At 66.3% G+C, this 23,510-nt stretch carries 16 protein-coding genes; 7 read left to right on the forward strand and 9 right to left on the reverse strand.

All coding sequences use genetic code 11. The features are described from left to right. The first annotated feature begins 47 nt into the window (after positions 1-47). The 7 genes from KJP30_RS07100 (at position 48) to KJP30_RS07130 (ending at position 7,261) form a co-directional block, all read left to right on the forward strand. Positions 48-848, forward strand: coding sequence for a crotonase/enoyl-CoA hydratase family protein (locus KJP30_RS07100; protein WP_246594371.1), 801 nt, complete (start codon positions 48-50; stop codon positions 846-848). 29 nt (positions 849-877) lie between these two features. Further along, positions 878-1,753, forward strand: coding sequence for an amidohydrolase family protein (locus KJP30_RS07105; RefSeq protein ID WP_218448460.1), 876 nt, complete (start codon positions 878-880; stop codon positions 1,751-1,753). A gap of 145 nt (positions 1,754-1,898) precedes the next feature. Continuing rightward, positions 1,899-3,191 carry a flavin-dependent oxidoreductase gene (locus KJP30_RS07110; protein WP_218448271.1) on the forward strand — a complete coding sequence of 431 codons (1,293 nt, stop codon included), beginning with the start codon at positions 1,899-1,901 and terminating at the stop codon, positions 3,189-3,191. Between the two features lie 261 nt (positions 3,192-3,452). Continuing rightward, positions 3,453-4,364: a sugar ABC transporter substrate-binding protein gene (locus KJP30_RS07115; RefSeq protein ID WP_218448272.1), complete on the forward strand. Its 912-nt coding sequence runs from the start codon at positions 3,453-3,455 to the stop codon at positions 4,362-4,364. An 84-nt stretch (positions 4,365-4,448) separates the two neighbouring features. Further along, positions 4,449-5,561 (forward strand): ABC transporter permease, encoded by a 1,113-nt coding sequence (locus tag KJP30_RS07120; protein WP_218448273.1) that lies wholly within the window; start codon positions 4,449-4,451, stop codon positions 5,559-5,561. 94 nt (positions 5,562-5,655) lie between these two features. Continuing rightward, positions 5,656-6,429, forward strand: a complete 774-nt coding sequence (locus tag KJP30_RS07125; RefSeq protein WP_218448274.1) for an ATP-binding cassette domain-containing protein — start codon at positions 5,656-5,658, stop codon at positions 6,427-6,429. A gap of 136 nt (positions 6,430-6,565) precedes the next feature. Further along, a complete protein-coding gene (locus KJP30_RS07130) occupies positions 6,566-7,261 on the forward strand; it encodes a DUF4336 domain-containing protein (protein WP_218448275.1) in 696 nt (231 codons plus the stop codon). 352 nt (positions 7,262-7,613) lie between these two features. On the opposite strand, the gene KJP30_RS07135 is transcribed toward KJP30_RS07130, so the two are convergent. From KJP30_RS07135 to KJP30_RS07175, 9 genes are all read right to left on the reverse strand, one after another. Beyond that, positions 7,614-11,675 (reverse strand): translocation/assembly module TamB domain-containing protein, encoded by a 4,062-nt coding sequence (locus KJP30_RS07135; RefSeq protein ID WP_218448276.1) that lies wholly within the window; start codon positions 11,673-11,675, stop codon positions 7,614-7,616. Then, entirely contained in the window at positions 11,675-13,546 is a 1,872-nt protein-coding gene (locus tag KJP30_RS07140; RefSeq protein ID WP_218448277.1) for an autotransporter assembly complex protein TamA, read from the reverse strand. The genes KJP30_RS07135 and KJP30_RS07140 overlap by 1 nt, the downstream gene beginning before the upstream one ends. Positions 13,547-13,666: 120 nt before the next feature. Continuing rightward, positions 13,667-14,197 carry a hypothetical protein gene (locus KJP30_RS07145; protein ID WP_218448278.1) on the reverse strand — a complete coding sequence of 177 codons (531 nt, stop codon included), beginning with the start codon at positions 14,195-14,197 and terminating at the stop codon, positions 13,667-13,669. Further along, positions 14,187-17,000 (reverse strand): 2Fe-2S iron-sulfur cluster-binding protein, encoded by a 2,814-nt coding sequence (locus KJP30_RS07150; RefSeq protein WP_218448279.1) that lies wholly within the window; start codon positions 16,998-17,000, stop codon positions 14,187-14,189. Before KJP30_RS07150 ends, KJP30_RS07145 begins: the two co-directional genes overlap by 11 nt. Further along, positions 16,997-17,272, reverse strand: a complete 276-nt coding sequence (locus KJP30_RS07155) for a sarcosine oxidase subunit delta (protein ID WP_218448280.1) — start codon at positions 17,270-17,272, stop codon at positions 16,997-16,999. The genes KJP30_RS07150 and KJP30_RS07155 overlap by 4 nt, the downstream gene beginning before the upstream one ends. 138 nt (positions 17,273-17,410) lie before the next feature. Next, on the reverse strand, positions 17,411-18,661 hold the full coding sequence (locus tag KJP30_RS07160; protein ID WP_218448281.1) for a sarcosine oxidase subunit beta family protein: 1,251 nt from the start codon (positions 18,659-18,661) through the stop codon (positions 17,411-17,413). Then, positions 18,658-19,299, reverse strand: a complete 642-nt coding sequence (locus KJP30_RS07165; protein ID WP_218448282.1) for a TetR/AcrR family transcriptional regulator — start codon at positions 19,297-19,299, stop codon at positions 18,658-18,660. The genes KJP30_RS07160 and KJP30_RS07165 overlap by 4 nt, the downstream gene beginning before the upstream one ends. 61 nt (positions 19,300-19,360) lie before the next feature. Then, entirely contained in the window at positions 19,361-20,911 is a 1,551-nt protein-coding gene (locus tag KJP30_RS07170; protein ID WP_218448283.1) for a trimethylamine methyltransferase family protein, read from the reverse strand. After that, the gene (locus KJP30_RS07175) at positions 20,911-23,325 is read right to left on the reverse strand and encodes a GcvT family protein (RefSeq protein WP_218448284.1); all 2,415 of its coding nucleotides are present in this window, start codon (positions 23,323-23,325) and stop codon (positions 20,911-20,913) included. The genes KJP30_RS07170 and KJP30_RS07175 overlap by 1 nt, the downstream gene beginning before the upstream one ends. Between the last annotated feature and the right edge of the window lie 185 nt (positions 23,326-23,510).

The following is a 23,510-nucleotide window of genomic DNA, read 5'->3' on the forward strand; positions in this document are numbered from 1 at the left end:
GAAACCAATTTGCCGCGCCAGCGGCGACCTGGGGAGGAGTAACCGCCATGACGGCGCAACCGGACATCATGGGCGATGGCCTGATCACCTACGAACTGGACGGCGACGTGGCCGTAATCGGCCTGAACCGCCCGGAAAAGCGCAACGCCCTGTCGGACCGTTTCGTCATCGCCCTCGGCGAAGCCGCCGCCCGCGCCACGGGCGAGGCCCGCGCCGCCGTGATCCACGGCCATGGCAAGAACTTCTGCGCCGGTCTGGACCTTGCCGAACATTCGGAAAAACCGCTGTTCGAGGCGGTCAAGGGCTCGCGCCTCTGGCACCGCACCTTCGAAACCATCGAACTGGGCGAGATCCCCTTTGTTTCGGCCATCACCGGCGCGGCGGTGGGCGGCGGCTTTGAACTCGCGGCCTCGACCCATATCCGCGTGGCCGAGGACAGCGCCTTTTTCGCCCTGCCCGAAGGCACACGCGGCATTTTCGTTGGCGGCGGCGGATCGGTCCGCATCGCCCGCATGATCGGCTCGGCCCGCATGGGGGACATGATGCTGACCGGGCGTTCCGTCACGGCCACCGACATGGAACGCTGGGGCGGTGTGTCCTACGTCGTGCCCGACGGCACGGCGCTGACCCGCGCCCGCGAGATCGCGCACCGCATGGCCCAGAACGCCGAATTCACCAATTACGCCATCCTGAATGCCCTGCCCCGGATCGCCGACATGTCCTCCGACAACGGGCTGTTCACCGAGGCCATGGTCGCCTCGCTGGCCACCATGACCCCCGAGGCCAAGCAGCGCCTGCGCGACTTCCTCGAAAAGCGCGCCGCCAAGGTGCAGGCCCCCACCAGCTGACCCCGGGACAAGGAGGAGACAGACAGATGATGAACGCAGACGACCTGATCGCCATCGACTTCCACACCCACGCCGAAGAACCCTGCTGCGGCCCGCGCGACGACGGCTACGACGATTTTCAAGCCGGCATGGCAAAGTACTTCAAGAACCCCGCCGGGGCCTCCGGCATGTTGCCGTCGGTCCAGCAAACCGCCGCCTATTTCCGCGAACGCAGGATCGGCGCGGTCATCTTCCCGGTCGATGCCGAACGCGAAACCGGCTTCCGCCGCTACTCCAACGAAGAAGTGGCCGGCATCGCCGCCGAGAACGACGACATCCTCATCCCCTTCGCATCCATCGATCCCGCCAAGGGCAAGGCCGGCGCCCGCGAGGCACGCCGCCTCGTCAGGGACTTCGGCGTCAGGGGCTTCAAGTTCCACCCCACCATGCAAGGCTTCTATCCCAACGAACGCTGGGCCTATCCGCTTTACGAGGCCATCGCCGAGGAAGGCGCGATCATGCTCTTCCACACCGGCCAGACCGGCGTCGGCTCGGGGATGCGCGGCGGCATGGGGATGCGGTTGAAATATTCCAACCCCGTCCACGTGGATGACGTGGCGGTGGATTTCCCCGACACGCCCATCGTGCTGGCTCATCCGTCTTTCCCCTGGACCGAAGAGGGCCTGATGGTCGCCCAGCACAAACCCAACGTCTATATCGACATGTCCGGCTGGTCGCCGAAATACTTCCCCAGGATTTTCGTGCAATACGCCAACACGATCCTGAAGAAAAAGATGCTCTTCGGTTCCGACTGGCCCGCCATCACCCCCGACCGATGGCTGGCCGACTTCGATGAACTGGACATCCGGGAAGAGGTCAGACCGCTGATCCTAAAGGAAAACGCCCGCCGCCTACTCAAGATCTGAGCGCCCCTCCCAAGGCCGCCCCTTCTTCTGTCCCGAAAATATCCCGGGGGTGAATTGGCCGTCAGGCCAAGAGGGGGCAGCGCCCCCCCCCCTCAGACCGGCCACCGGGCGCGCCGCCCGGCGACCCCCAAAGACGGAGCTTCCCATGACCCACCCCCGCGTCATCATCGCCGGTGCCGGCATCGGCGGCCTCGCCACCGCGCTGACGCTGCACCAGATCGGCCTGCCCTGTACCGTCTATGAATCCGTGCGCGCGCTGAAACCGCTGGGGGTGGGCATCAACCTGCAACCCAACGCGGTGCGCGAACTGATGGATCTTGGCATCGGTCCCGAGGTTCTGGACCAGTGCGGCCTGCCGGTGCGGGAATGGGCACTGGTCGGGCTCAGCGGCGCCGACATCCATGCCGAACCCCGCGGCCTGACCGCCGGATACCACTGGCCGCAATATGCCGTTCACCGGGGCCGCTTTCACATGGCACTTTACCAGGCGGTGATTGACCGGCTTGGCCCCGGGGCCGTGCAATGCGGGCGGCGCGTCACCGCCTATTCGCAGACAGCCCAGGGCGTGACCGTCCACCTCGAAAGCCCTGACGGGCCGCAAAGCGACACCGCCGACCTGCTGATCGGGGCCGAGGGCATCCATTCGCCGATCCGCGCCCAGATGCACCCGGACCAGCCGCCGATTCACTGGGGGGGCGCACTGATGTGGCGCGGCACCACCCGGGCAAAGCCGATCCGCACCGGATCCAGCTTTGTCGGCCTTGGCACCCACCGGCACCGCATGGTGATCTACCCGATCTCCGCCCCCGATGCCGACGGTCTGGCCGAAATCAACTGGATTGCCGAACGCACGCTGGACGAGGGCGAGGACTGGACCGAAACCGGCTGGTTCCGCGAAGTGCCCATCGACAGTTTCGTGCATCATTTCGACCCGTTCCGCTATGACTGGCTGGACGTGCCTGCGCTGATCCGCGGCGCGACCCGCGCCTTCGAGAACCCGATGATCGACCGTGACCCCGTGTCCACATGGGTAGACGGGCGCGTCGCGCTGCTGGGGGATGCGGCCCACGCCATGTATCCGACCGGTTCGAACGGCGCGAGCCAGGCGGTGATCGACGCCCGAACGCTGGGCGCCTGCCTGCTGGATCACGGCGCGACCCCGGCCGCTCTGACCGCTTATGATGACCTGTTGTGCGGCCCGGTATCAAAGCTTGTGCTGCGCAATCGCGGCGCTGGCCCGTTTGGCCTGCTCAATATCGTCGACGACCGCTGTGGCGGCGTCTTTGACAATATCGACGACGTGATCCCAGCCGCCGAGCGCGAGGCTTTCCTTGCCGATTACAAGGCCGCCGCCGGCTTTGCCATCGAGACCCTGAACGCCGCGCCACCGATCATTCCCAAGAACGCAAGACTTTCATCGCATTTGACGCGAGAATGACGAAATCCTCTCATTTTTTCATGCCAAGCCCCTCACGGATGCGATGAACTCTTGGCTTCCCGGGCCGGAAAGCTCGACTGGAAGCCTTCGGTCGGTTAGCGGTAACGGGCGCGCCGAAGGGGTGGGGAGGACGCAGATAGCTTTCTGCTGACAAGGCCCCGAGGCATTGCTAGGGTTCTGTTCTGGGTGAGGTCCGGGACAAGGGCCCACCCGTACAAGATGCCCGCCTGTCGGGCATTTCGTCCAATGGAGGAGAAAAGAATGAAAAAGATTTTGCTGGCCACAGCGGCCTTTGCTGCCATGGCATCCGCCGCTTCGGCAGAGCGTTACGTCATGATCACCCACACTCAGGGCACTGACCCGTTCTGGCCGGTCGTGGAAAAAGGCGCCAAAGACGCCGCCACCGCCGTGGGCGCGACGCTGGAATACAACTTCGACCCCTCGGGCGACATGTCCGCCATGGCCAAGCTGATCGAAGCCGCCGCCGCCACCGATCCCGATGGCATCATCGTGTCGCTGCCGGATGCCGATGCTCTGGGTGGGGCCATCCGTGACGCGGTGGATGCGGGCATCCCCGTCATCACCATCAACTCGGGCCTCGAATCCTCCAAGGACGTGGGCGCGCTGATGCACGTGGGTCAGCCCGAATATGACGCGGGCAAGGCCGCTGGCGAACGCGCCAAGGCCGAAGGCGTGACCAACGGGCTCTGCCTCAACCAAGAAGCCTACAACACCGCGCTGGTCGACCGCTGCACCGGTTATTTCGATGCCTTCGGCGCCGAACTGAACCAGATCGACGTGTCGAACGACGTCACCCAGATCAAGACCCGCACCGCCGCCGCGCTGCAAGCGGATGAAACCATCGACGGTCTACTGGCCGTTGGCCCGCATGTCTGCGAAGCCGCATGGGAAGCCGTCGAAGAAGTGGGCGCCGACGTGCACCTGTCCTGCTTTGACCTTTCGCCCGGCGTGATGGACCTGATCGAAGCGGGCAATGTCGCCTTCACCATCGACCAGCAGCAGCGTCTGCAAGGCTATATGCCGGTCATCGTCCTGCACCTGTACAACACCAACGCAGGCATGTTGCCGGGCGCAAACGTGACCTCGGGCCCCGGTTTTGTCGATGCTTCGAACGCGGGCGCCGTCAAATCTCAGGCTGGCGTGAACCGCTGATCGCGGATCTCACCGGACCACATCGGGGACAGGCGGAAACACCTGTCCCCTTTTTTGATACATCCACACATATTGGGGGGTCTCATGTCTGACCGCAGCGAAGCGGACCGACTGGTAAAGGAATCCGCCTTCATGCGCCTTGTGCGCCGCCCCGAGGCCGGGGCCTTCATCGTCATGATCGTTGTCGTGACGCTGATCACCTTTGCTTCGGATTTCAAGGCGTTCAACGCGCTTGGTCTCAAGAACAACATCGCCATCATCGCCCAGTTCGGCATCATCGCCACCGGCGCCGCCGTGCTGATGATCGCGGGAGAATTCGACCTGTCCATCGGGTCGATGATCGGTTTTGCCGGCATGTCCATGGCCATGATGCTGAAATGGGGCCTGCCCTTCGGGATGGGCGAGGCAACACCTTTCACCGCCTTTGCCCTGACCATGGTCATGACCCTTGGGCTGGGCTGGCTGATCGGCACTATCGTGGTGCGCTCGGGCCTGTCCAGCTTTATCGTGACACTGGCCTTCCTGTTTTTCCTGCGTGGCATGACAGAGGTCTGTTTCCGCCTCATCAACCAGTCGACGCAGATCTCGGGTTTGCCGGATTTCAAGGAAGAAAGCTGGTTCGCCAATATCCTCGGCGGCGAGGTCTTTGGCTGGTTCTATGATCTGTGGTTTCAGCTGGGCGGCAATATCAACCGCCGCGGCGAACAATGGGTCGACGGTTTCGACGCCCGTTTCCTGTGGTGGCTGCTGATTGCCGGGTTTGCCTATTTCGTGTTGTCGCGCACCCAGCTTGGCAACTGGATCTACGCCACCGGCGACAACAAGGACAGCGCCCGCGCCAACGGCGTTCCGGTCAACCGGGTCAAGATCGGCCTGTTCATGTTCACCGCCTTTTGCGCCACCATGTTCGCCGCCTGTCAGGTCTTTGACACCAACACCGCCGACGCGGCCAAGGGCAACCTGATGGAACTGAACGCCATCGCCATCGCCGTCGTGGGCGGCACGCTGATGACCGGCGGCTTCGGCTCGGTGATCGGGGTGGCCTTTGGCGCCGTGACCTTTGGCCTTGTGGCCAACGCGGTCTTTTACATCCCATGGCTTGACGGGTCGTTCTACCGGGTCTTCGTCGGGGTCGTCCTGCTGGCCGCGGTCTTTGCCAACGAACGCATTCGCAAGCGCATCACGGGGGGGATCTAATGACCTCCCATGTCAGTCGAAAGAATGCATCGGGTTTCGCGTTCGAGGCGAAGCCCGGAGGCAGCGAAAACCGATCCGGAATTTATGGGAGGGCATGATGGCTGAACCGTATCTTCGCGTTGAAAACGTGGTCAAGAAATTCGGCCCCTTCACGGCGCTGAACGGCGTCAACCTGGAGGTCCACCCGGGCGAAGTGCATGCCCTGCTGGGCGACAACGGTGCCGGGAAATCGACCCTGATCAAAACGCTGGCAGGGGTGCATCAACCCACCTCCGGCCAACTCTACATCGAAGGCAAACCGGTCAATTTCCGCTCGCCCCGCGATGCTTCGGACGCCGGGATCGGCACGGTCTATCAGGACCTTGCCGTGAACCAGCTGATGAGCGTCACGCGCAATTTCTTCATGGGGCGCGAACTGAAAGGCCCCCTTGGCACGCTCCGCATGAAGGAAATGGACCAGATCGCCCATGACGAGATGCTCAAGATCGGCATCGACTTCCGCGATCCGACGCAGGCGGTGGGCACCATGTCCGGCGGCCAGCGCCAGACCCTTGCCATCGCCCGCGCCATCTATTTCGGTGCCAAGGTGCTGATCCTTGACGAACCAACCTCGGCTCTGGGTCAGAAACAGCAGATGGAAGTGCTCAAGACCATCAAGCGGGTCAAGAAACGCGGCGACATCGCGATCATCTTTATCACCCATAACGAGATCCACTCGCGCCTCGTGGGCGATCGCTTTACCTTCCTCGCGCTTGGGCAGGTCATCGGCGCGGGCCGGTCCGAAGAGATCAGCGACTCGGAAATGCGCCGCCTGATGTCGGGCGGCACCGAAATGGGCGACCTCGAAGGCGAACTGGCCGCCATCTGATCCGCTCCGCACCACGGAACAGGGGCCGCCGACAATGGCGGCCCTTTGCATTTGCGGACAAGCCGTTGGAATGCCCCGTTGAACTGCCGGCACCGGCGGCCTAGGCTTGGCACAGCCCCGGTCTGCACAGGTTGCCATGCCCCGCCTCATTCCGCTTGGACAGGATCTCTGGACCGTCGAAGGCCCCCCGGTGCAGGGTGCTGCCGGTTTTGCCTTTCCCACACGCATGTGCGTCGCGCGGTTGTCGGACGGCGGGCTGTGGCTGCATTCCCCGATCGAACGAGAGGCCGAGCTGGCCCGCGAACTGGACGCGCTTGGTCCCGTCCGGCACATCGTCGCGCCCAACGACCTGCATCATCTTTATCTCTCTGACTGGTCCTCTGCCCATCCGACCGCACAGGTCCATGCCGCGCCCGGCGTGGCGATGAAATGCCCCGGCGTCGTGGTGGATTTCGAGCTGGAGCCGGCCCCCGCCCCCGATTGGCAGGACTGCATCGAACAACAGGTCTTTTCCGGCAACCGCCTCACGACGGAAACCGTGTTCTTTCACCGCCCCAGCGGCACGGTGATCTTCACCGACATCGTGCAGCAACTGCCCAGCACGATGAATCGCGGCTGGCGCGCGGCGGTGGCCCGGGCCGACCGGATGACAGGGGCCACCCCATCCGTGCCGCGCAAGTTCCGCATCGCCTTTCGGGACCGTCGCGCCCTGCGCGCCGCCATCGCTCGGGTGCGCGGCTGGCCGGTTCGGCAACTTGTCATGGCCCATGGTCCCGTGATCCGCGAAAACGCGGACCGGGTGCTGACACAGGCCTTTTATTGGGCGCGTTGATCCCGGCCCCGCCTTATTCTCCCCCACCGCACGCTGCGCTTATCTTTCGTCAACCCACGGGCGGCATCTTTCCCCGCGCTAGCACTGAAAACCGGATCATCACCCCGTTCGGGGGCCCTTTGATCTGCGCAGACCATGGGGGCGACGCCCCTTGCGGGCCGGGAATGGCACCCCGGCACAGCGATCCGTCCGGCGGCCGCCGTTTTCAGCCTTTACACCAGAAAAGACAGCGCAGACCCGCCCGGCCCAAGGCCATTGGCGGGCGCAGCTGCTGGCGCGCGGTCCCCGCGGGTTGGCGGGCGGGCGCATGTTGCGGCGCAGCCGCAACCAGTCCCGTCCCGACAGCCGCGGTTCAGTAATCGCGTTCAAAAAAGACGCCGATGCCGCTGGACCCGTCCGATCCCAGCCGTCCCCGCACCGTCACGTCCGAGGTCACGTTGAGGTTCAGGTTGATCTCGGTCTTACCCTTCGCATCCACGCTGACATCGCTGTAGATGTTCTTGCCGATATAGGCCCCGACGCGCGCCTGCGCCGTGCCGTCATCTGCCGTGCCGATGTCCAGTTCCGACACGCCCAGCCCGCTGCGCAGGCTTTCGGTCAGGCCCAGACCGCCCTTGCCCGACAACGTCCGGATCGCCGAGGCCAGTTGCACCGCCTGCAAGGCCGACAGGTTCGTCACCGACTTGCCGAACAGGAAAAAGGACAGCGCCTCGTCCTGCGGCAGGTCCGGCACCGATCCCACGGTCAGTTCCGGGGACGAAGCCGGCCCCTCGATGGTGATGGTGATGTCGGTATCCTCCACCCGTGTCGTCGCGACAAAGCGCACCACCGGGTCAAAGCTGCCGCGCAGAAACACGGCGCCCTCGGTCAGGTCCAGCCGCCGGCCCAGCAGGTCCAGCCGCCCCCGGATCAGGTCGAACTGCCCCACCGGTACGATGTCCGAGGTCGACCCGCGCAGCCGCAGGCTGCCGCCCAGTTCCGCGTCCAGCCCCCGACCACGCACAAAGATCCGGTTCGTCGCCCGCACCGTCAGGTCCAGCGGATAGGGCGAGGCCGTCCCGCCGCCCGCATCCGCCGCCTTGTCCATACCCGCATAGGCCAGCGTCAGGGCCACGTCCTGCGGCATCCCCTGATGGCGCAGCCCGTCCAGCGCCGAATAACTGGCACCGATGTTGGGGATGCGCGCCTCGACCGTGCCCAGATCGACGGTGCCGCCGATCCGCGCCCCACCCGCCAGCGGACCGTCGATTCTGATTTCGCCGTTGGCGGTGGTCTCGAACAGGTCAGGTTGGCGCACCACCGTGTTGCGCAGGCGCAGCACCAGATTGCCATTGTAAGGTGCCGACAGCGTCACCGGACCATCCAGCGCGACCGAACCGCCACTGTCCAGCTGGCCGGACATAGACACATCGGCGCGCCCGCCCGACAGGCGAATCTGTCCGCCCAGCCCGCCCAGCACGATGTTTTGCGCCGGTGCGGCAAAGCGGGCACCATTGGTCGACACCACCCCCGACAGCGAGGACAGCGCCGGCGGGCCGCTCAGCCCAAGGTCAAAGGTCACAACCCCGTTGATCACCTGCGGCGCAAGCCGTCGGTTCGCCAACGACAGCGGGGCCGATCCGTTCAGCGCAAGATCGAACCGGCTGAAATCCGCAGCGGCCGAGCCGCGCACCCGCGCCCCGATGCCCGCCGGGCCACTGCCGTCCAGAGACAGTTGCCACGGTCCGCCATCCCGCCGCGCGGTGCCGGTCACCTGCGCCGGTCCGGCCACCTCGGGGACAAGGCTGCCAATATTCGCCAAGGCGACCACCAGGTTCAGATCGGCGGCCTCCGCCGGGCCGTAACTGCCGGTGATCCTTGCGTCGATGCCGCTGGAATCCAGCTTGGCCTCCCCGATCCGGTAGGCCCCGTCGTCCAGCCGCGTCACGTTCAGGTCCAGCCGCGTGCTGCCCGCGATCAGCGGGTCGACACTGGCCTGCCCGATGCCCAGCCCCTGCCCGCGCAGCACCGCTGTCAGGCTCAACGGCCCTTGCAGCACACCGCCGCGCGCCTCGGCCTCGATCTGTGCAGCGCCGCGCAGCGCCTGCCCGCTCAGCCGCGACAGCGGCGTAAGCGAGGCCATGTCCGCCGTCAGCCGTCCGTCCACCTGCGGCCCGTTCACACCGCCCGGGTCCACCGTGCCGGTGAACCGCGCGTCCAGCACCCCGTCCAGCAACAGCGGATCAAAGCGGATCGGCCCGTTGCCGCTGCGCGAGGCGGTGACGCTCAACGCCGTGCGCCCGACCAGAAGCGGGTCGATCTCGGCCATGTCCAGCCGCAGATCGGTGACGCGCCCCTCGGCGCTCAGGCTGAAATCCGCCCCGTCGATCCCCGCCTCGCCGTTCAGGACCAGTTCCGCCGAACCGCCCAGCCGCCGCCCGGCCACGCCGGAAAAGGCCGAAAGCCGGCCCAAGGTCGCCTCCAGCCGCCCGGCCGCAACCGGCACATCGGGGCCAAGATCGACCGTGCCCGCGTAGATCAGCCGCCCGGCTTCGGCCAGCGTGCCATCTGCGTTCAATGTCCAAAGGTCGCCCGCCTGATCCGCGCGCAAGGTCAATGCGGTCGGCCCCGACAGATCCGGCAGCACAAGGGCGGTTTCGCGAATGCGCGCCTCGGCCCGCAGGCTGCTGGCGCCGGTCGCCAGCGTACCGCCGCCTTCGATCCGCGCCTCGGGTGTGACCAGCAAGAGCTTTTCCGCCCGCAGGCCGTTTTCGTCGCGCACCGCCTCGAGTTGCAGGCTGCCCGCGCCCGCAATCAGCGGGTCAAGCTGGGCAATCCCGGTGGCCAGACCGCGCGTCGTGCCATCAAGGACAAGATCGAATCCGCCTGTCACAGGCAGAACCGCGCCGCTGACCGACAGGTCGGCGGCGCCCCGTAGCGCCACGCCCGACAGGGCTGCAAAACGCGACAGATCCTCTGCCGCAAGGCGGATGTCAGGGGTGATGCGCGGGTTCAGATCTTCGGCCCCGGTCACGGTCACCGCACCGGTCAGCCCATAGTCGCTGCCCGACAGGTCCAAACCGCTCAGCGACAGCGGCGCGCCCGGTTGCCAATCCACCGACAGGGCGCCGCGCAACGCGGTGCCTACCGCCTCGGCCAGCGCCGGATCAGCCAGCGCCAGCCCGCCTGCCGCCAGCATCAGGTCGCCTGTCACGCGGGTGCGGTCGCGGTCGATCTCGCCCACGCCGCTCAGGATCAGCCGGTCGGCGCGGCCCGCCTCTGTTGCGATCCCCTGCCCTTGCAGGCTCAACGCCCAGCCATTGCCCTCGGCTGCGTCGAACTTACCCTCCAGCGTCGCGCCTGAAACATAGATTTTTTGCCCCGGCAGCGGCAGCAGCACCTCATTGCCTTCGGGCGGGGTGATCTGCCCTTCCAGCGCCAGCCGCTGCGGCCAGCCATCGCCGCCGATCGCCGCCGACCCGGTCAGCAGCAGCGCCTCGGCGCTGAGCCGCAGGTCCTGCAAGGTCAGCGCCCCGTCCGCTGCGCGCGTCGCTTCGGCCTTAAGCGCGATGTCATCGCCAAGGAACTCGCGGTAGGCGGGGGCCAGCAGCGGCGCAAGATCGCCGCCGATGTCCAGCGAAACGCGCTGTGTCTCGGTATCGCCATCGGCGCGCAGCACCACCTGACCCGCCAACCGCTCGCGCCCGTCGGACGACAGCCGCAGGTCGGCTGCGAAATCATCGACCGGCGCATTGCCTGTCAGGGTCAGCGCCACCGACGGTTCCCCCGGCAGGCCCAGCTTGCGCACGATCAGCCCGCCCGCCGGTTCCTCGAAACTGCTGTCCAGCACCAGCACGCGCGAGGTGTTGCTGTAAGAGCCCGCAAGTTTCAGATCACCGCCCGCATCCAGCCGCTGCACCCGCAGTTCGGCGTTGCCCTCCCCCCCTGACAGTTGCGCATTGCCCGTAACCCGCAGGACCAGGTCCTCGGTCGCAACCGGCGCGCCCAGCGCCACTTCGCGCAGGTCCAGATCCGCCAGCCGCAGCGACACCGGCAATTCCGGCAGCTTGAACGGGCTGCGCGCCTCGGGTGCGGGCGGCGTATCCGAGGCCAGCGGCACCGGCAGGCGCGGCATCTCGATCCGCCCGACCGAGATCTCGTCGATTTCGACCGCGCCGCGCACCAGCGCCGTGCGGGTCCATGTCATCGCGATATCCGATGCGGTCAGCCAGACGCCGTCCTCATCGGCGATGGTGATGCGCTGGATCGTGGCGCGAGAGCTGAGCGCCCCGGCAAAGCCTTCGATCCGCACCTCGCGCCCCGCGTCTGACAGCGCATCCTCCAGCAGACCCTGGATATACCCCCGGTCGTCATCCTGTGCCAAAGCCGCCAGCGGCCAAAGCACCAGCACCACGAAGAACCTGAAAAACCGCATCAGAATGCCTGCCCGATCCCGATATAGATCTGTATGCCGTCGCCGGTGTCACCTGCCACCGGTCCGGCCACGTCAAAGCGGATCGGCCCGACCGGCGTGTCATAGCGCAGGCCGATCCCCGCGCCCGCGTGCCAGTCCCCGGATCCGTCCACGAAGCTTTCCGCGCCGACATAACCCGCGTCGGCAAACCCCACGACACCGATGGTGTCGGTCACATTATAGCGCAGCTCTGTCGAAAGCCCCATGAAGCTGCGCCCGCCAAGGCGGGTGCCGGAATAATCCACGTCCAGCGATTGATAAGGCTGGCCGCGCACGGTGCCGCCGCCGCCGGAATACAGCAGGAAATCAGGCGGCGCATCCGCCGCCCCCGGGCCGAACAGCCCGGCCAGTTGCAACCGCCCCGCCAGAACCAGCGACTCATCCGCGCCAAAGGCCCGATAGCCGCGCAGGTCAAAGGCATACCGCGCCCCGCCATCGCCGCCGCTGATCAGCGTAAAGGGTTCCAGTTCGGCGCGCAGGTACAGCCCTTCGGTCGCGTTCAGCGGATCGTCGCGCCGGTCGATGGTGACCGCCGTCGGCAGCGACAACAGTGTCAGCGTCCGGGTCGGATCGCCCGGCAGATACAGATCGGTGATCTTGGACCGGCTGAAAGCGATGCCGAGTTCGCCGGAGACCTGCTTGGAAAACTCACGGTTGATGCCGATCCCGAACGAGAATTTCTGGTCGATGTAATCGGGTTCGTCGTCGTAGCTCAGCCCGGTGGTGGCATAAAACATCGTGTCCGCGCCATAGACCGCCGATTTCTCGAACCGCGCGTTGATGCCGTAATCGGGTTTCATCCCCGCGCCGCCCAGTTGCGTGGCCTCGCCTTCGATCCGCAGCCGTTCGGCCCCGCCAAACAGGTTGCGATGCAGCCAGAAGCCCGACAGCGTCACCCCATCCGAGGAGGACAGTTCGGCACCAAAGCCAAAACGGCGTGGCTTGCGGTCGGTGACTTCGATCAGAACGTCCAGCGTATCGTCCGGCCCGCCCTCTTCGGCCTCGGTCACGGTCACCGAGCGAAAGGTGCCAGTGGCGCGCAACCGCTGCGCCGCGTCCTCGACCTCGACCGGGTCAAAGACCGCGCCCCGAGGGATACCGGCAATCTGGCGGATGCGCGCGTCGCGCACCGCGCTGTCGGTGGTCACCCGCACGTCGCCAAAACGGAACTGGCGGCCCTTGGCCACGGCCAGCGCCACGTCCAGTTCCGCCGCCGTGTGGCGGGCGGTGATGGATTGGTCGGCAATCGTCGCCTTGGCATAGCCTGCCTCGCGCCAGCCCTGTATCGCCGCCTGTGCCGTGTCACGCACCACGGTGGCGCGCGCCGGTTGACCGGGGGCAAAGCCTTCGGGCACCGCGGTGCGTTTGTTCAGCGGCGCGACATCGGTCCTGCCAAAGCGAAAGACCCGCCCGGGTTCGACACGGACCATGACCTTGTCGATGCGGTCAGGGGCGGAAAACGGCGGAATGGTCGCCGCCTCGCGCCCGTCGATGGTGATGCGCACCACCGCCGAATAATAGCCCTGCGCATAAAGCGCCTCGACGATGCGGGCATAATCGCCCTGCGCGGCGGCAAGGATGTCCTGCGGGAGCTGATCCTGTTCGCCTTCCAGCTGGGCAAGGATCGACACCGAACGCAGCGTTTTCTTCAGCTCGTCCTCCTTGGGACCGGCAATGCTGAAATTGACGCTGTCAAAGCTCTTGGCCGGGAACGGCATGGCCAGAAAGATGCCGGTCAGCGCGGTGAAAGCCACTCCGCGCAGCAGGCCACGGCCCCGTGCCGTGCCCCTGCAAGCGCCCGGTTCGGATCGGCGGTGCCAATTGGCCCGCATTGGAAGATCTAGCCTTTGCCCCATGCCTCTACCCTATAACATGTGACTCTGGCGCAAAGAGGCAAATTGCGCCCCCGAGTCACTTTCACGCGGGGTCGGCAGGGAATTGCGCGTCGGGGGTCAGGACCCGGCGGCGATCAACCGTGACAGGCACAACCAAAGCGCCGCCGCCTCGGGGCGCGGCACCCAGACATCGGCCCCGGTTTCGCGGGCCAGCACCAGACAGGCGTGCCCTCCAAACGGGACCGCCGCCGAAGGGCTGCCGCCAGAGGCAGACAGACAGGCCGACAAAAGCTGCGCGCTGCGCGCCCCTTCGATGGCAAGACAGAGATAGAGATCATCCGCCGGGCTGAGCGCATAGCGCTCATGCCATCCCGGCGCGGCATCCAGCACATCAGGCGTGATCAGCAGCGCCCGGTCACGGGCGATGCGCAGGGCAAAAGGCGCCACCGGGCGCGGTGCCAGCAGACCCAGCAGCGGCGCGCCGGGGGCCAGCGCCGTGATCGCCGCGTCAAGATCCCCCGAAATCAGCGTCGCCCCGGTTGGCGGCAGGCAGGTGATCAACAGACCCTCACCCTCGATCGTGCGCCCCGGCAAAGGCGTGGGTGTCGTCCAGAGATCGCTGTCATCGGGCGGCAGATCAGTCGGCAAGGCGGGTTCCCTCCGGGTCGAAGGCACAAGGCCCGGCGATCCGCGCGCTGCGGGTTTCGCCAAGATGGAAGACGCCCAGCGCCTCGCCCATGAGCGCCTGCCCGCCCTCGACGAGCGCCAACGCCACGGGCCGGTTCAGCACCGGGCTGTGATAGGACGAGGTGACAAAGCCCAGCGACCGGCGCGGCCCTTCCAGCGGCACCAGATGCGCGCCTGTGGGCAGCGGCGGGCCCTCGACCTCCAGCCCGACAAGCTGGCGACGGTCCGGGCGGCTTGCCTCGGGGGTGAACAGCGACCGGCGACCATAATATTCGTCCTGTCGCTTGTTGCGCGGCCCGGCCCAGCCCAGATCCTGCGGCAGGGTGATGCCGTCGGTATCCTTTCCCACGAGGATATAGCCTTTCTCGGCGCGCAGGATCATGACCGCCTCCAGCCCGATCCAATGCCCGCCTGCCCCGGCGCGCGCAGCATCGACCGCCGCCATCAAGGCCGCGCCATGGCGCGCGGGCACCGATAGCTCCCAGCTGGCATCGCCGGTAAAGCTGACCCGCGCGGCGCGCAGAGGCACGCCCTGCCAGCGGGTTTCGACCACCCGCATATGCCCAAGGCCGGTGACCTCTTGGGGAAAATCCGCGGCGGCCAGCGCCTTGCGCGCGGCGGGGCCGGTCACCGACAAGGTCACCCAATGCGCGGTCGTGTCATGCAGATAAACCTGCGAGGGGTCGAAAATATCCTGCCGCGCCTCTTCGAGGATCATCCGCGCGTGGTCCACATGACCGGACGAGGCCGAGAGGATATAGCGGGTTTCGTCCAGCCGCAGCACCACGCCGTCATCGGCCACCACGCCGGTTTCCCCCAGCATGAACCCATAGCGCGCGCGCCCCGGTTGCAGCGTCGACATGCGCATGTAGCCACAGAAATCCAGCAGCGCCGCCGCCCCCGGTCCGGTGACCTCGATCTTGCCCAGCGGCGAGGCATCGTAGATGCCCAGCGTCTCGCGCGCGCCTTTGGCCTCGGCCTGCACGTCGCTGTAAACCGCCGGACGCCGCCAGCCGCCGTAATCTCCGAACCGCGCGCCCAGTGCCGCGTGTTCCGGTTCCAGCGCCAGACGCTTTACCGGGTTGAACAACGCGCCGCGCCGCAGTCCGCCCAGCGCCGTCAGCGGCACCGGGGTAAAGGGCGGGCGATAGGTGGTTGTGCCGGTTTCGGGTATGCTGCGCCCGGTCAGTTCCGACATGGCCGCCAGACCGGCAAAGTTCGACGACCGCCCCTGATCGGTGGCCATGCCCAGCGTGGTATAGCGTTTGAGGTGTTCGACGCTGCGATAGCCCTCTTGCGCGGCGATGCGCACATCCTTGAGCGTGACATCGTTTTGCGGGTCGATCCAGACGCGGCCCTTGCCCTTGGGATCGGGGCGCATGGGCGCCAGCGACCAGACCGCCCCCGCCGCATTGGGTGCCGCCCCCGTGCCGCCGCCCGCCGCATGGCCCTGCGCCAGCGCCTGGGCCAGACCAAAGGCACCGTTGGCCGCCCCTGCCGGAACCAGCGCCGAGCTGCCCGGGCGCGGCAGCAAGGCATCGCGCCGCGCGTCCCAGTCCAGCTTGCCGCCCGCCTGACAATGCAGGTGAACGCTGGGCGTGTAACCGCCCGAGACCAGCGCCGTATCGGCATCGATATGCTGGCCACCGGCCACCACCGCCCCCAGCGATCCAGCCCCCCGGGCCGCTTCGATGGCCACGCCGCGGCGCAGTTCGACCCCTTCGGGCGCGTCCGGGCCTTCGTTCCGGGCGTCCAGAAGGATCACCCGGCAGCCCGCCTGCGCCAATGCCCCGGCCACCGGGTAACTGCCGTCATTGGCGGTGCCCAGAACGATCCGCCGCCCCGCCACCGCGCCATAAAGCATAAGGTGATGCAGCGCCGCCTCGGCTGAGAGGATGCCGGGCAAATCGTTGTTGGCAAACCACAAGGGCCGTTCCAGCGCGCCCGCCGCCAGCACGACCGACTTGGCCCGGATGCGCCAGTGGGTGTCATGAGAGCCGCGTTGCCAAGCGGCGAACATTCCGTGATCGAAGGCGCCCCAAAGCGTCGTGTCGGTCAGTACGCGGCCCCCGGCGGCCTCGATCCGCCGAAGGGTGTCGGCCTGAAACTCCTGCCATGGTCCGCCGTCGATCTGCCCCCCGCGCCAGCGCAGGCTGCCGCCCGGTCGGGCCGCTTCGTCCACCAGCCAGACGGCGCGCCCCTGTGACGCCGCCGCGCGCGCCGCCGCCAGCCCGGCTGGCCCCGCGCCGATCACCAGCAGGTCACAGTCCGCCGTGCGCTGGACCGTCGCTGCGGCGGGCCGGTTGCCCGGATCCAGACGCCCAAGCCCGGCCATGCGCCGGATCATCGGTTCGTAGCGCATCCAGCCGCCGGCGATGAAGGTCTTGTAATAAAACCCCGCAGGCAGGAACCGCTGGGCAAGGTCCAGCAGGCGCAGCGGATCGCGCGCCGCCCCGCCCGGCGCATTGACCGACGCCAGCGCCATGCCGTCGCGCAGGGGCGTCAGCGTCGCGCGGGCATTGGGCGTGGTGACGCCGTCCAGCGTGACATCGAACAGCGCATTGGGTTCTTCGCCCCCCATCCCCCACAGACCGCGCGGGCGGTGGTACTTGAAACTGCGCCCGATCACCCGCCGCCCCGAGGCCAGCAGCGCCGAGGCCAGTGTATCGCCCGCGTAGCCCCCGACCGTCGCGCCATCAAAGCGGAACGAGAGCGGCTGTGCCCGGTCGATCTGTCCCAGTTCAGGATGCCGCCAACCGCTCATGCCACGCCCTCCCCGCGTCCCGGCAGGGCCGCGCTGTCCAGCACTTCGCGCGTGACCGTGTCGCGCGTCATCACGAAAAATTCGCCACAGGTCAGGTGGACCCAGACCTCCCGCGAGGGGCCCTTGGGTGCATCGGCGGCATAGAGGTAATCCGCCCAGCTTGCGTCATCGACCCCGGGCGCCGGTTCGGGGCGGTGCTTGCCCGCCTCGGCGGCAAAGTGAAACTCGGTCTCGTCGCGAAGACCGCAGAAGGGACAGGGGAAGCGTTGCATCGGTTCACTCCTTTGGACGGCGACGGTCCGAGGCGGACCGCCGGGGGCTCTGCCCCCGGACCCCCGGAGGTATTTGCGCCAAGAAGAAACAGGGGCGTTTTACCGGACTTCCGTCGGCGGGTATCGGCGCGGGTCCGGTCAATGTGCGATCCCCGAGCCGGCGGCCTCGTCGATCAGGCGCCCGGTTTCGAACCGGTCCAGATCGAAGGGGCGCGAGATTTCATGGTGGTCGCCGGTGGCCAGCATATGTGCCATCAGCCAGCCGCCGGCCGGGATCGCCTTGAAACCGCCGGTGCCCCAGCCACAGTTGACGAACAGCCCCTCGGGGCCGACCGGGCCGAGGATCGGCGAACTGTCGGGCACCACGTCCACCACGCCGCCCCATTGCCGCAAGAGTTTGAGCTGCCCGAAGGCCGGGAACATTTCGAGCAGGCCCGAAACGATGCTTTCCTGCACCGGCAGGTTGCCTTTCTGGCCATGGGTCGGAACCCGGTCCAGCCCGCCGCCAAAGACCAGTTCGCCCTTGTCGGACTGGCTGACATAGGTTCCGGTGCCCAGATACAGCAGCACCGTGTCCAGAACCGGTTTTACCGGTTCGGACACAAAGGCCTGCAAGGCATAGTCATGGATCGGCAGGCGCACGCCCAGCGGTGCGACAAGCCCCGGCGTGGCCCCCGCCGCCGCGACGCCCAACCGGTCGCAGGCGATGGCGCCGCGGTCGGTTTCGACGCCGGTGACGCGCCCGCCCTGCGTGGTGATCCCGGTGACGGTGATGCCTTCGATGATGTCGACGCCCAGCGCGCTGGCGGCGCGGGCATAGCCCCATGCCACCGCATCGTGGCGCGCGATCCCGGCGCGCCCCTGCCAGACGCCGCCAAGGCAGTGATACCGCGCATCCGGCGCGTGGTTGAGCAAGGGCAGCCGGGCGCGGGCCTCTTCGGGCCCCATCAGGTCACCGTCCACGCCGTTCAGTTTCATGGCATTTGCTATCCGGGCGCAGATTTCCATCTGCATCGGCGTATGCGCTGCGATCAGCATGCCGCGCTGTGACAGCATGACGTTGTAATTCAGCTCTTTGGACAGCCCCTCGTAGAGCCGCAGAGCAAGATCATAAAGCGCCACGCTTTCGGGGTAGAAATAGTTGGACCGGATCACGGTGGTGTTGCGGCCGGTGTTGCCGCCGCCGATCCAGCCCTTTTCCAGCACGGCAACCCGTTTCACGCCATGCATCCGGGCAAGGTAATAGGCGGTGGCCAGCCCGTGACCGCCGCCGCCGATCACCACCGCGTCATAGGCCGCCTGCGGCTGGGCTTTGGGCCAGGCCGGACGCCAGCCGCGGTGGCCGCGCAGCCCTTCGCGGGCCAGTCCAAGGGCGGTGTATCGGGTCATCTGGCAAGGCTCCGTGCGATGCGGGCAAAGGCCTCGACCTCATCCGGGGACGGGTGAACGCCGGTAAAGCAGTAAAGATAGCCCTCGACCCGCGACAGCCGGTCCTCCAGCGTTTCGGCCAGTTCGAGCGCGTAATAGCCGATCTGCTGGTAATAGAGGACACGGGCGCGGATGTCGGCTTCGGCCGGGGCATAGCCGTGGCGCTGGAACATGCGGGCGATGGCCTCTTGCCGGGCGCGGTCCGACCGGTCGACCGCCTGCCGGACGGTGTCATCGCGGCGCGCCCATTCGCGCACCGCGAAATCCAGCCGGTGATTGAAGCCCGCCGGGTCGATCACGCAGCGAAAGAAGTTGTTGAGCGCCGCGGTGATCGTCGGCGCCGCCATTTCGGAATGGCGGATCATCACCCCGGTGTTGGTCTTTTCCCATTCCGTCAGCAGTTGATCCAGCAGGTCCTGACGGCTTTGGAAATACCAGTAGAACGAGGACCGCGACACGCCCAGCCGCGCTCCGACGGTCAGCACCTTGACCGATTGCACGCCATCGCTGATGAGCAGATCCATCGCGGTGTTCAGCCAATCCTCGCGCGTGACCTTGGTGTTTCCGGGCAGGTCGGAAGAGGCCGCATCCGTGGTCATGCTGCCTCTCCCCCTGCGGCGCGCCCCGCTGCCGGGGCCAAGTGGTTGCCCGAACGCCGCATCAGTCGGCCGGCGCGGCGCCACCTTGGGCGGTGCGCTTGTCGATGAAGGCATCCAGCGCGGCCAGCCTGTCGCCGGTGACATTGGCGGGCGCCTTGTGGTCTGCAAGGATCTGCTGCCACAGTTTCTGCGCCCGGTCGTTGGCATCCAGCCCGCCGCGTTCCGTCCATGTGCCAAAGTTCGACCAGTCCGCCACGATCGGTTCGTAAAAGGCGGTAGAATAGCGGTCCATCGTGTGGGCACAGCCGAAGAAATGCCCGCCCGGCTGCACCTCGGCCAAGGCGTCAAAGGCGATTTCCGTGTCTTCCGAAGGGGTTTCGGCGCACAGTTCGGCCATGACCTGAACCATTTCCATGTCGGTGATGAACTTTTCATAGTTCACCGTCAGACCACCTTCGATCCAGCCCGCGGCATGGATAATAATGGTCGCCCCCGACATCAGCGCGCCCCATGTGCTGATCTCGGTCTCATGTGCGGCCTGCGCATCATTGGTATTGGCGGCACAGCCGGCGGCGTTGCGCCACGGCAGACCGACCAGCCGCGCCAACTGGCCCGAGGCAAGGCTGGCCTTGACCTGTTCCGGCGTGCCAAAGGCCGGTGCGCCGCTTTTCATGTCCACGTTCGAGGCAAAGGCCCCGTAACAGACCGGCGCGCCGGGTTTGGTCAACTGGGTCAGCGTGATGCCCGCCATCGCCTCGGCATGAGAGAGCGTCACCGCCCCCGCCACCGTCACCGGCGCCATGGCCCCCATCAGGCAGAAGGGCGTGACCACCGACGGCTGTCCGTTGCGGGCAAAGTCGATCAGCCCCTGCGCCATGGGAATGTCGATCTGGCGCGGCGAGTTGGTGTTGATGATCGTGTAGCAATGCGGGTTCTGGAGGAACTGCTCGTCCGAGAGGCCGCGAAAGCCCGCGATCATCTCGAAGGCGTCCATGACCTGCGGCGTGCCGCGGGAAAAGACAAAGGGCACCTTGTCCGATACCGCCAGTTGCATGCGGGTAAAGGCGTAGTGGCGCAGGTGGACGGGAATGTCCTGCGGTTCGACCCCGGGCGAGAGCATCTGGATGGCGTCGAAATTCTGCACCAGCTTGGTCAGCTCCTCGACGTCGCGCAGGCTGCCGGGGCGGCGTCCGCGCAGCATGTCGGAACAGTTGGGCGCACCCGCGCCCGACTGGAACGCAAGCGTGCCCAGTTGCATGTCCAGCGCCCGTTCCGGCGCACCGCCGTTCAGCGTGAACCGGCGCGGCGCCGTGGTCAGCGCCGCCGCGACGATGTCGCGCCCGATGCGAACCATCTGGCTGTCTTCGTCGACGATACAGCCCGCCTGTTCATAGATGCGCCGCGCCTCGGGCAGCAGCACCTTGATGCCCAGTTCCTCCAGCACGCGCAGGGCGGTTTCATGGATCGCGGCGATGCGGTCCTCGGAGAAAACCACCTGCGGGGTGAAAGGGTTGGTCAACTGGCGATAGTTGACCTGCCGCCTGGAGGTCGGCGCCTCGCCGCCGCGCTTGCCGCGACGGCGGCGGCCGGTGTTCTCGGTCAGGGTGGCCATCACGCGGTCACCTGCTTGCCGCGCATGGCATTGCCCTGCGGATCATAGGGCGAGGCTGCGATCACACGGGCCGGGCGTTCGACGCCGACCACATGCACCGACAGGTCGGTGCCTTCGGCGCAGGCATCGGCGTTGAGCATGGCCAGCGCATAGCTTTTGCCCATGGTGTGCCCATAGCCCCCCGAGGTGATAAAGCCGACCTTTTCGCCGTCCTTCCAGACCGGTTCATAGCCGCTGGCATCCGCATCGGCGGCCTCGACTTCCAGCGTCACGATGCGGCGCTTGGCCCCCGCTTCCTTTTCGGCCAGCGCGGCCTCTTTGCCGATGAAATCCCCCTTGTCCCATGCAATCCAGCGATCCATGCCGGTTTCGCCGGGCGTGTAGCCCTGGGTAAATTCCGCCGACCAGATGCCAAAGCTCTTTTCCAGCCGCAGCGACAGCATGGCGTTGAAACCGTATTCGCGGATCTCCTGATCGGCGCCCGCCTCCAGCAGCAGGTCACGCAGCTTGATGTGGTCGCCGTAGCGCACGTTGATCTCGTACCCCAGCTCACCGGCCACCGACATACGCGCGACCCGTGCCCGGAACAGGCCCACGTCCAGTTGCGCGCAGCCCATGAACGGCAGATCCGCAGCGGCTGGGCAGAGCTTTTCGATCACCGCCTTCGAACGCGGACCGGTCAGGGCAAAGCCGCAGATCTCTTCGCCCATGTCGCGGATCGTCACGCCGTCGTCCATGTGATCCTCGAACCAGCGCATGTGCCATTCGCGCAGGTAGTAGCTGCCCATGATCCACCATGTGCCGTCGCCCCAGTTGAACACGGTCAGGTCGCCCTTGAGCCGCCCGCCCGGTTCCAGCATGGGGGCCAGTCTGGCGCGGCCCGGTGCCGGCAGTTTCGAAGCCATGATACGGTCAAGCCAAGCTTCGGCGTTGGGGCCGGACACTTCGAACCGCGAAAAGCCCGAGATATCGACCATGCCGACCTTGGAACGCACGTGGCGGCATTCTTCGCCCACGATGTCAAAGGCGTTGGAACGTTTGAGCGTCGGCGTTTCCTCGAACCCCTTCGGCGCGAAATACAGCGGCACTTCGAGATCCCAGCTGACCCCCCATTTGCAGCCTGCCTCACTCATGGCGGTATAGGCGGGCGGGGTTTTCAGCTCGCGGCCCGCGGGCAGTTGTTCGTTCGGGTAGGTCATCACGAAACGGCGCGAATAGAACTGGCCGGTGGTTTCCTGAATGTAGCGCTTGTTCTGGGCGTAGTCGCCATAGCGCGCCACATCCATCGACCATGCGTCGGCTTCGGGTTCGCCGTGGATCATCCATTCCGCCAGCGTCTTGCCGACGCCGCCGCCCTGAAGGAAGCCCGCCATGACCGCGCAGGCCGACCAGTAGCCGCGCTTGCCGCGCACCGGCCCCACCAGCGGGTTGCCATCGGGCGAGAAGGTGAAAGCCCCGTTGACCCATGTCTTGATGCCCGCATCCTGCAAGACAGGGTAGCGTTCAAAGCCGCAGATCAGCTCTTTTTCGATCCGGTCGGTCTGTTCCTGGAACAGTTCCATCCCGTAATCCCATGGCGCGCCATCCATGGCCCAATGTTCGTGCTCGATCTCGTAGATGCCCAGCAGAACGCCCTTCTGGTCCTGCCGCAGATAGGTAAAGCCCTCGAGGTCGACGGTCATCGGCACTTCGAAATCCAGTTGTTCGATGGCCGGGATGTTCTCGGTGATCAGATAGTGGTGTTTCAGCGGCGAAACCGGCAGTTCGATGCCCGCCATGCGACCCACCTGCTTTGCCCAGAGACCGGCGGCATTGACCACATGTTCGCAGGTGATGGTGCCCTTGTCGGTGATGACTTTCCAGCCATCCGCGGTCTGTTCCAGACTTTCGACCTTGGTGTGTTCGAAATAGCTGGCACCGCGTTTCTTGGCGGCCTTGGCATAGGCGTGCACGGTGCCGGTGGTGTCAAGATAGCCCTCGCGGTCGGCCCACATGCCGCCAAGGATGCCCTCGGTCGACATGATCGGGCAGCGGCGCTGTGCCTCTTCGGGGGTGACCAGTTCGCAATCCTCGATGCCGATGGACTGGAAGGTGCGATAGGCCGATTGCAGCCATTCCCAGCGGTCGGGCGTGCCTGCCAGCGTCAGACCGCCGGTCATGTGCAACCCGATGTCCTGACCGCTTTCTTCCTGGATCTCGGTCAGGAGGTCGATGGTATAGGCCTGAAGCGCGGCCATGTTCGGATCGGCGTTCAGCGCGTGGAAACCGCCTGCCGCGTGCCATGACGATCCCGCCGTCAGCACCGACCGTTCCAGCAGGCAGACATCTGTCCAGCCGAACTTGGCAAGGTGGTAGAGCACGGAGGTGCCGACCACGCCCCCACCAATGACGACAACGCGATAATGAGTGTTCATGACGGGCTCCCCTGGATTCGTTTTCACCAAGCCTAGGCAGAGCGGGCGCGCGTTTCTAGACAGTATTGTCCAGAGTTTGTCCCGAAAGCGACATCCACGGCCCTGTTGACGGGGCGCAGGTCGGACTTTTTGCGCCATTCGGGCGCGGTCAGCGGCGGGATTTTCGGCGCGGCGCGCGGGGCGCG

Origin of the sequence: Antarctobacter sediminis (assembly GCF_019218285.1) — a bacterium.
Lineage (GTDB): Bacteria > Pseudomonadota > Alphaproteobacteria > Rhodobacterales > Rhodobacteraceae > Antarctobacter > Antarctobacter sediminis.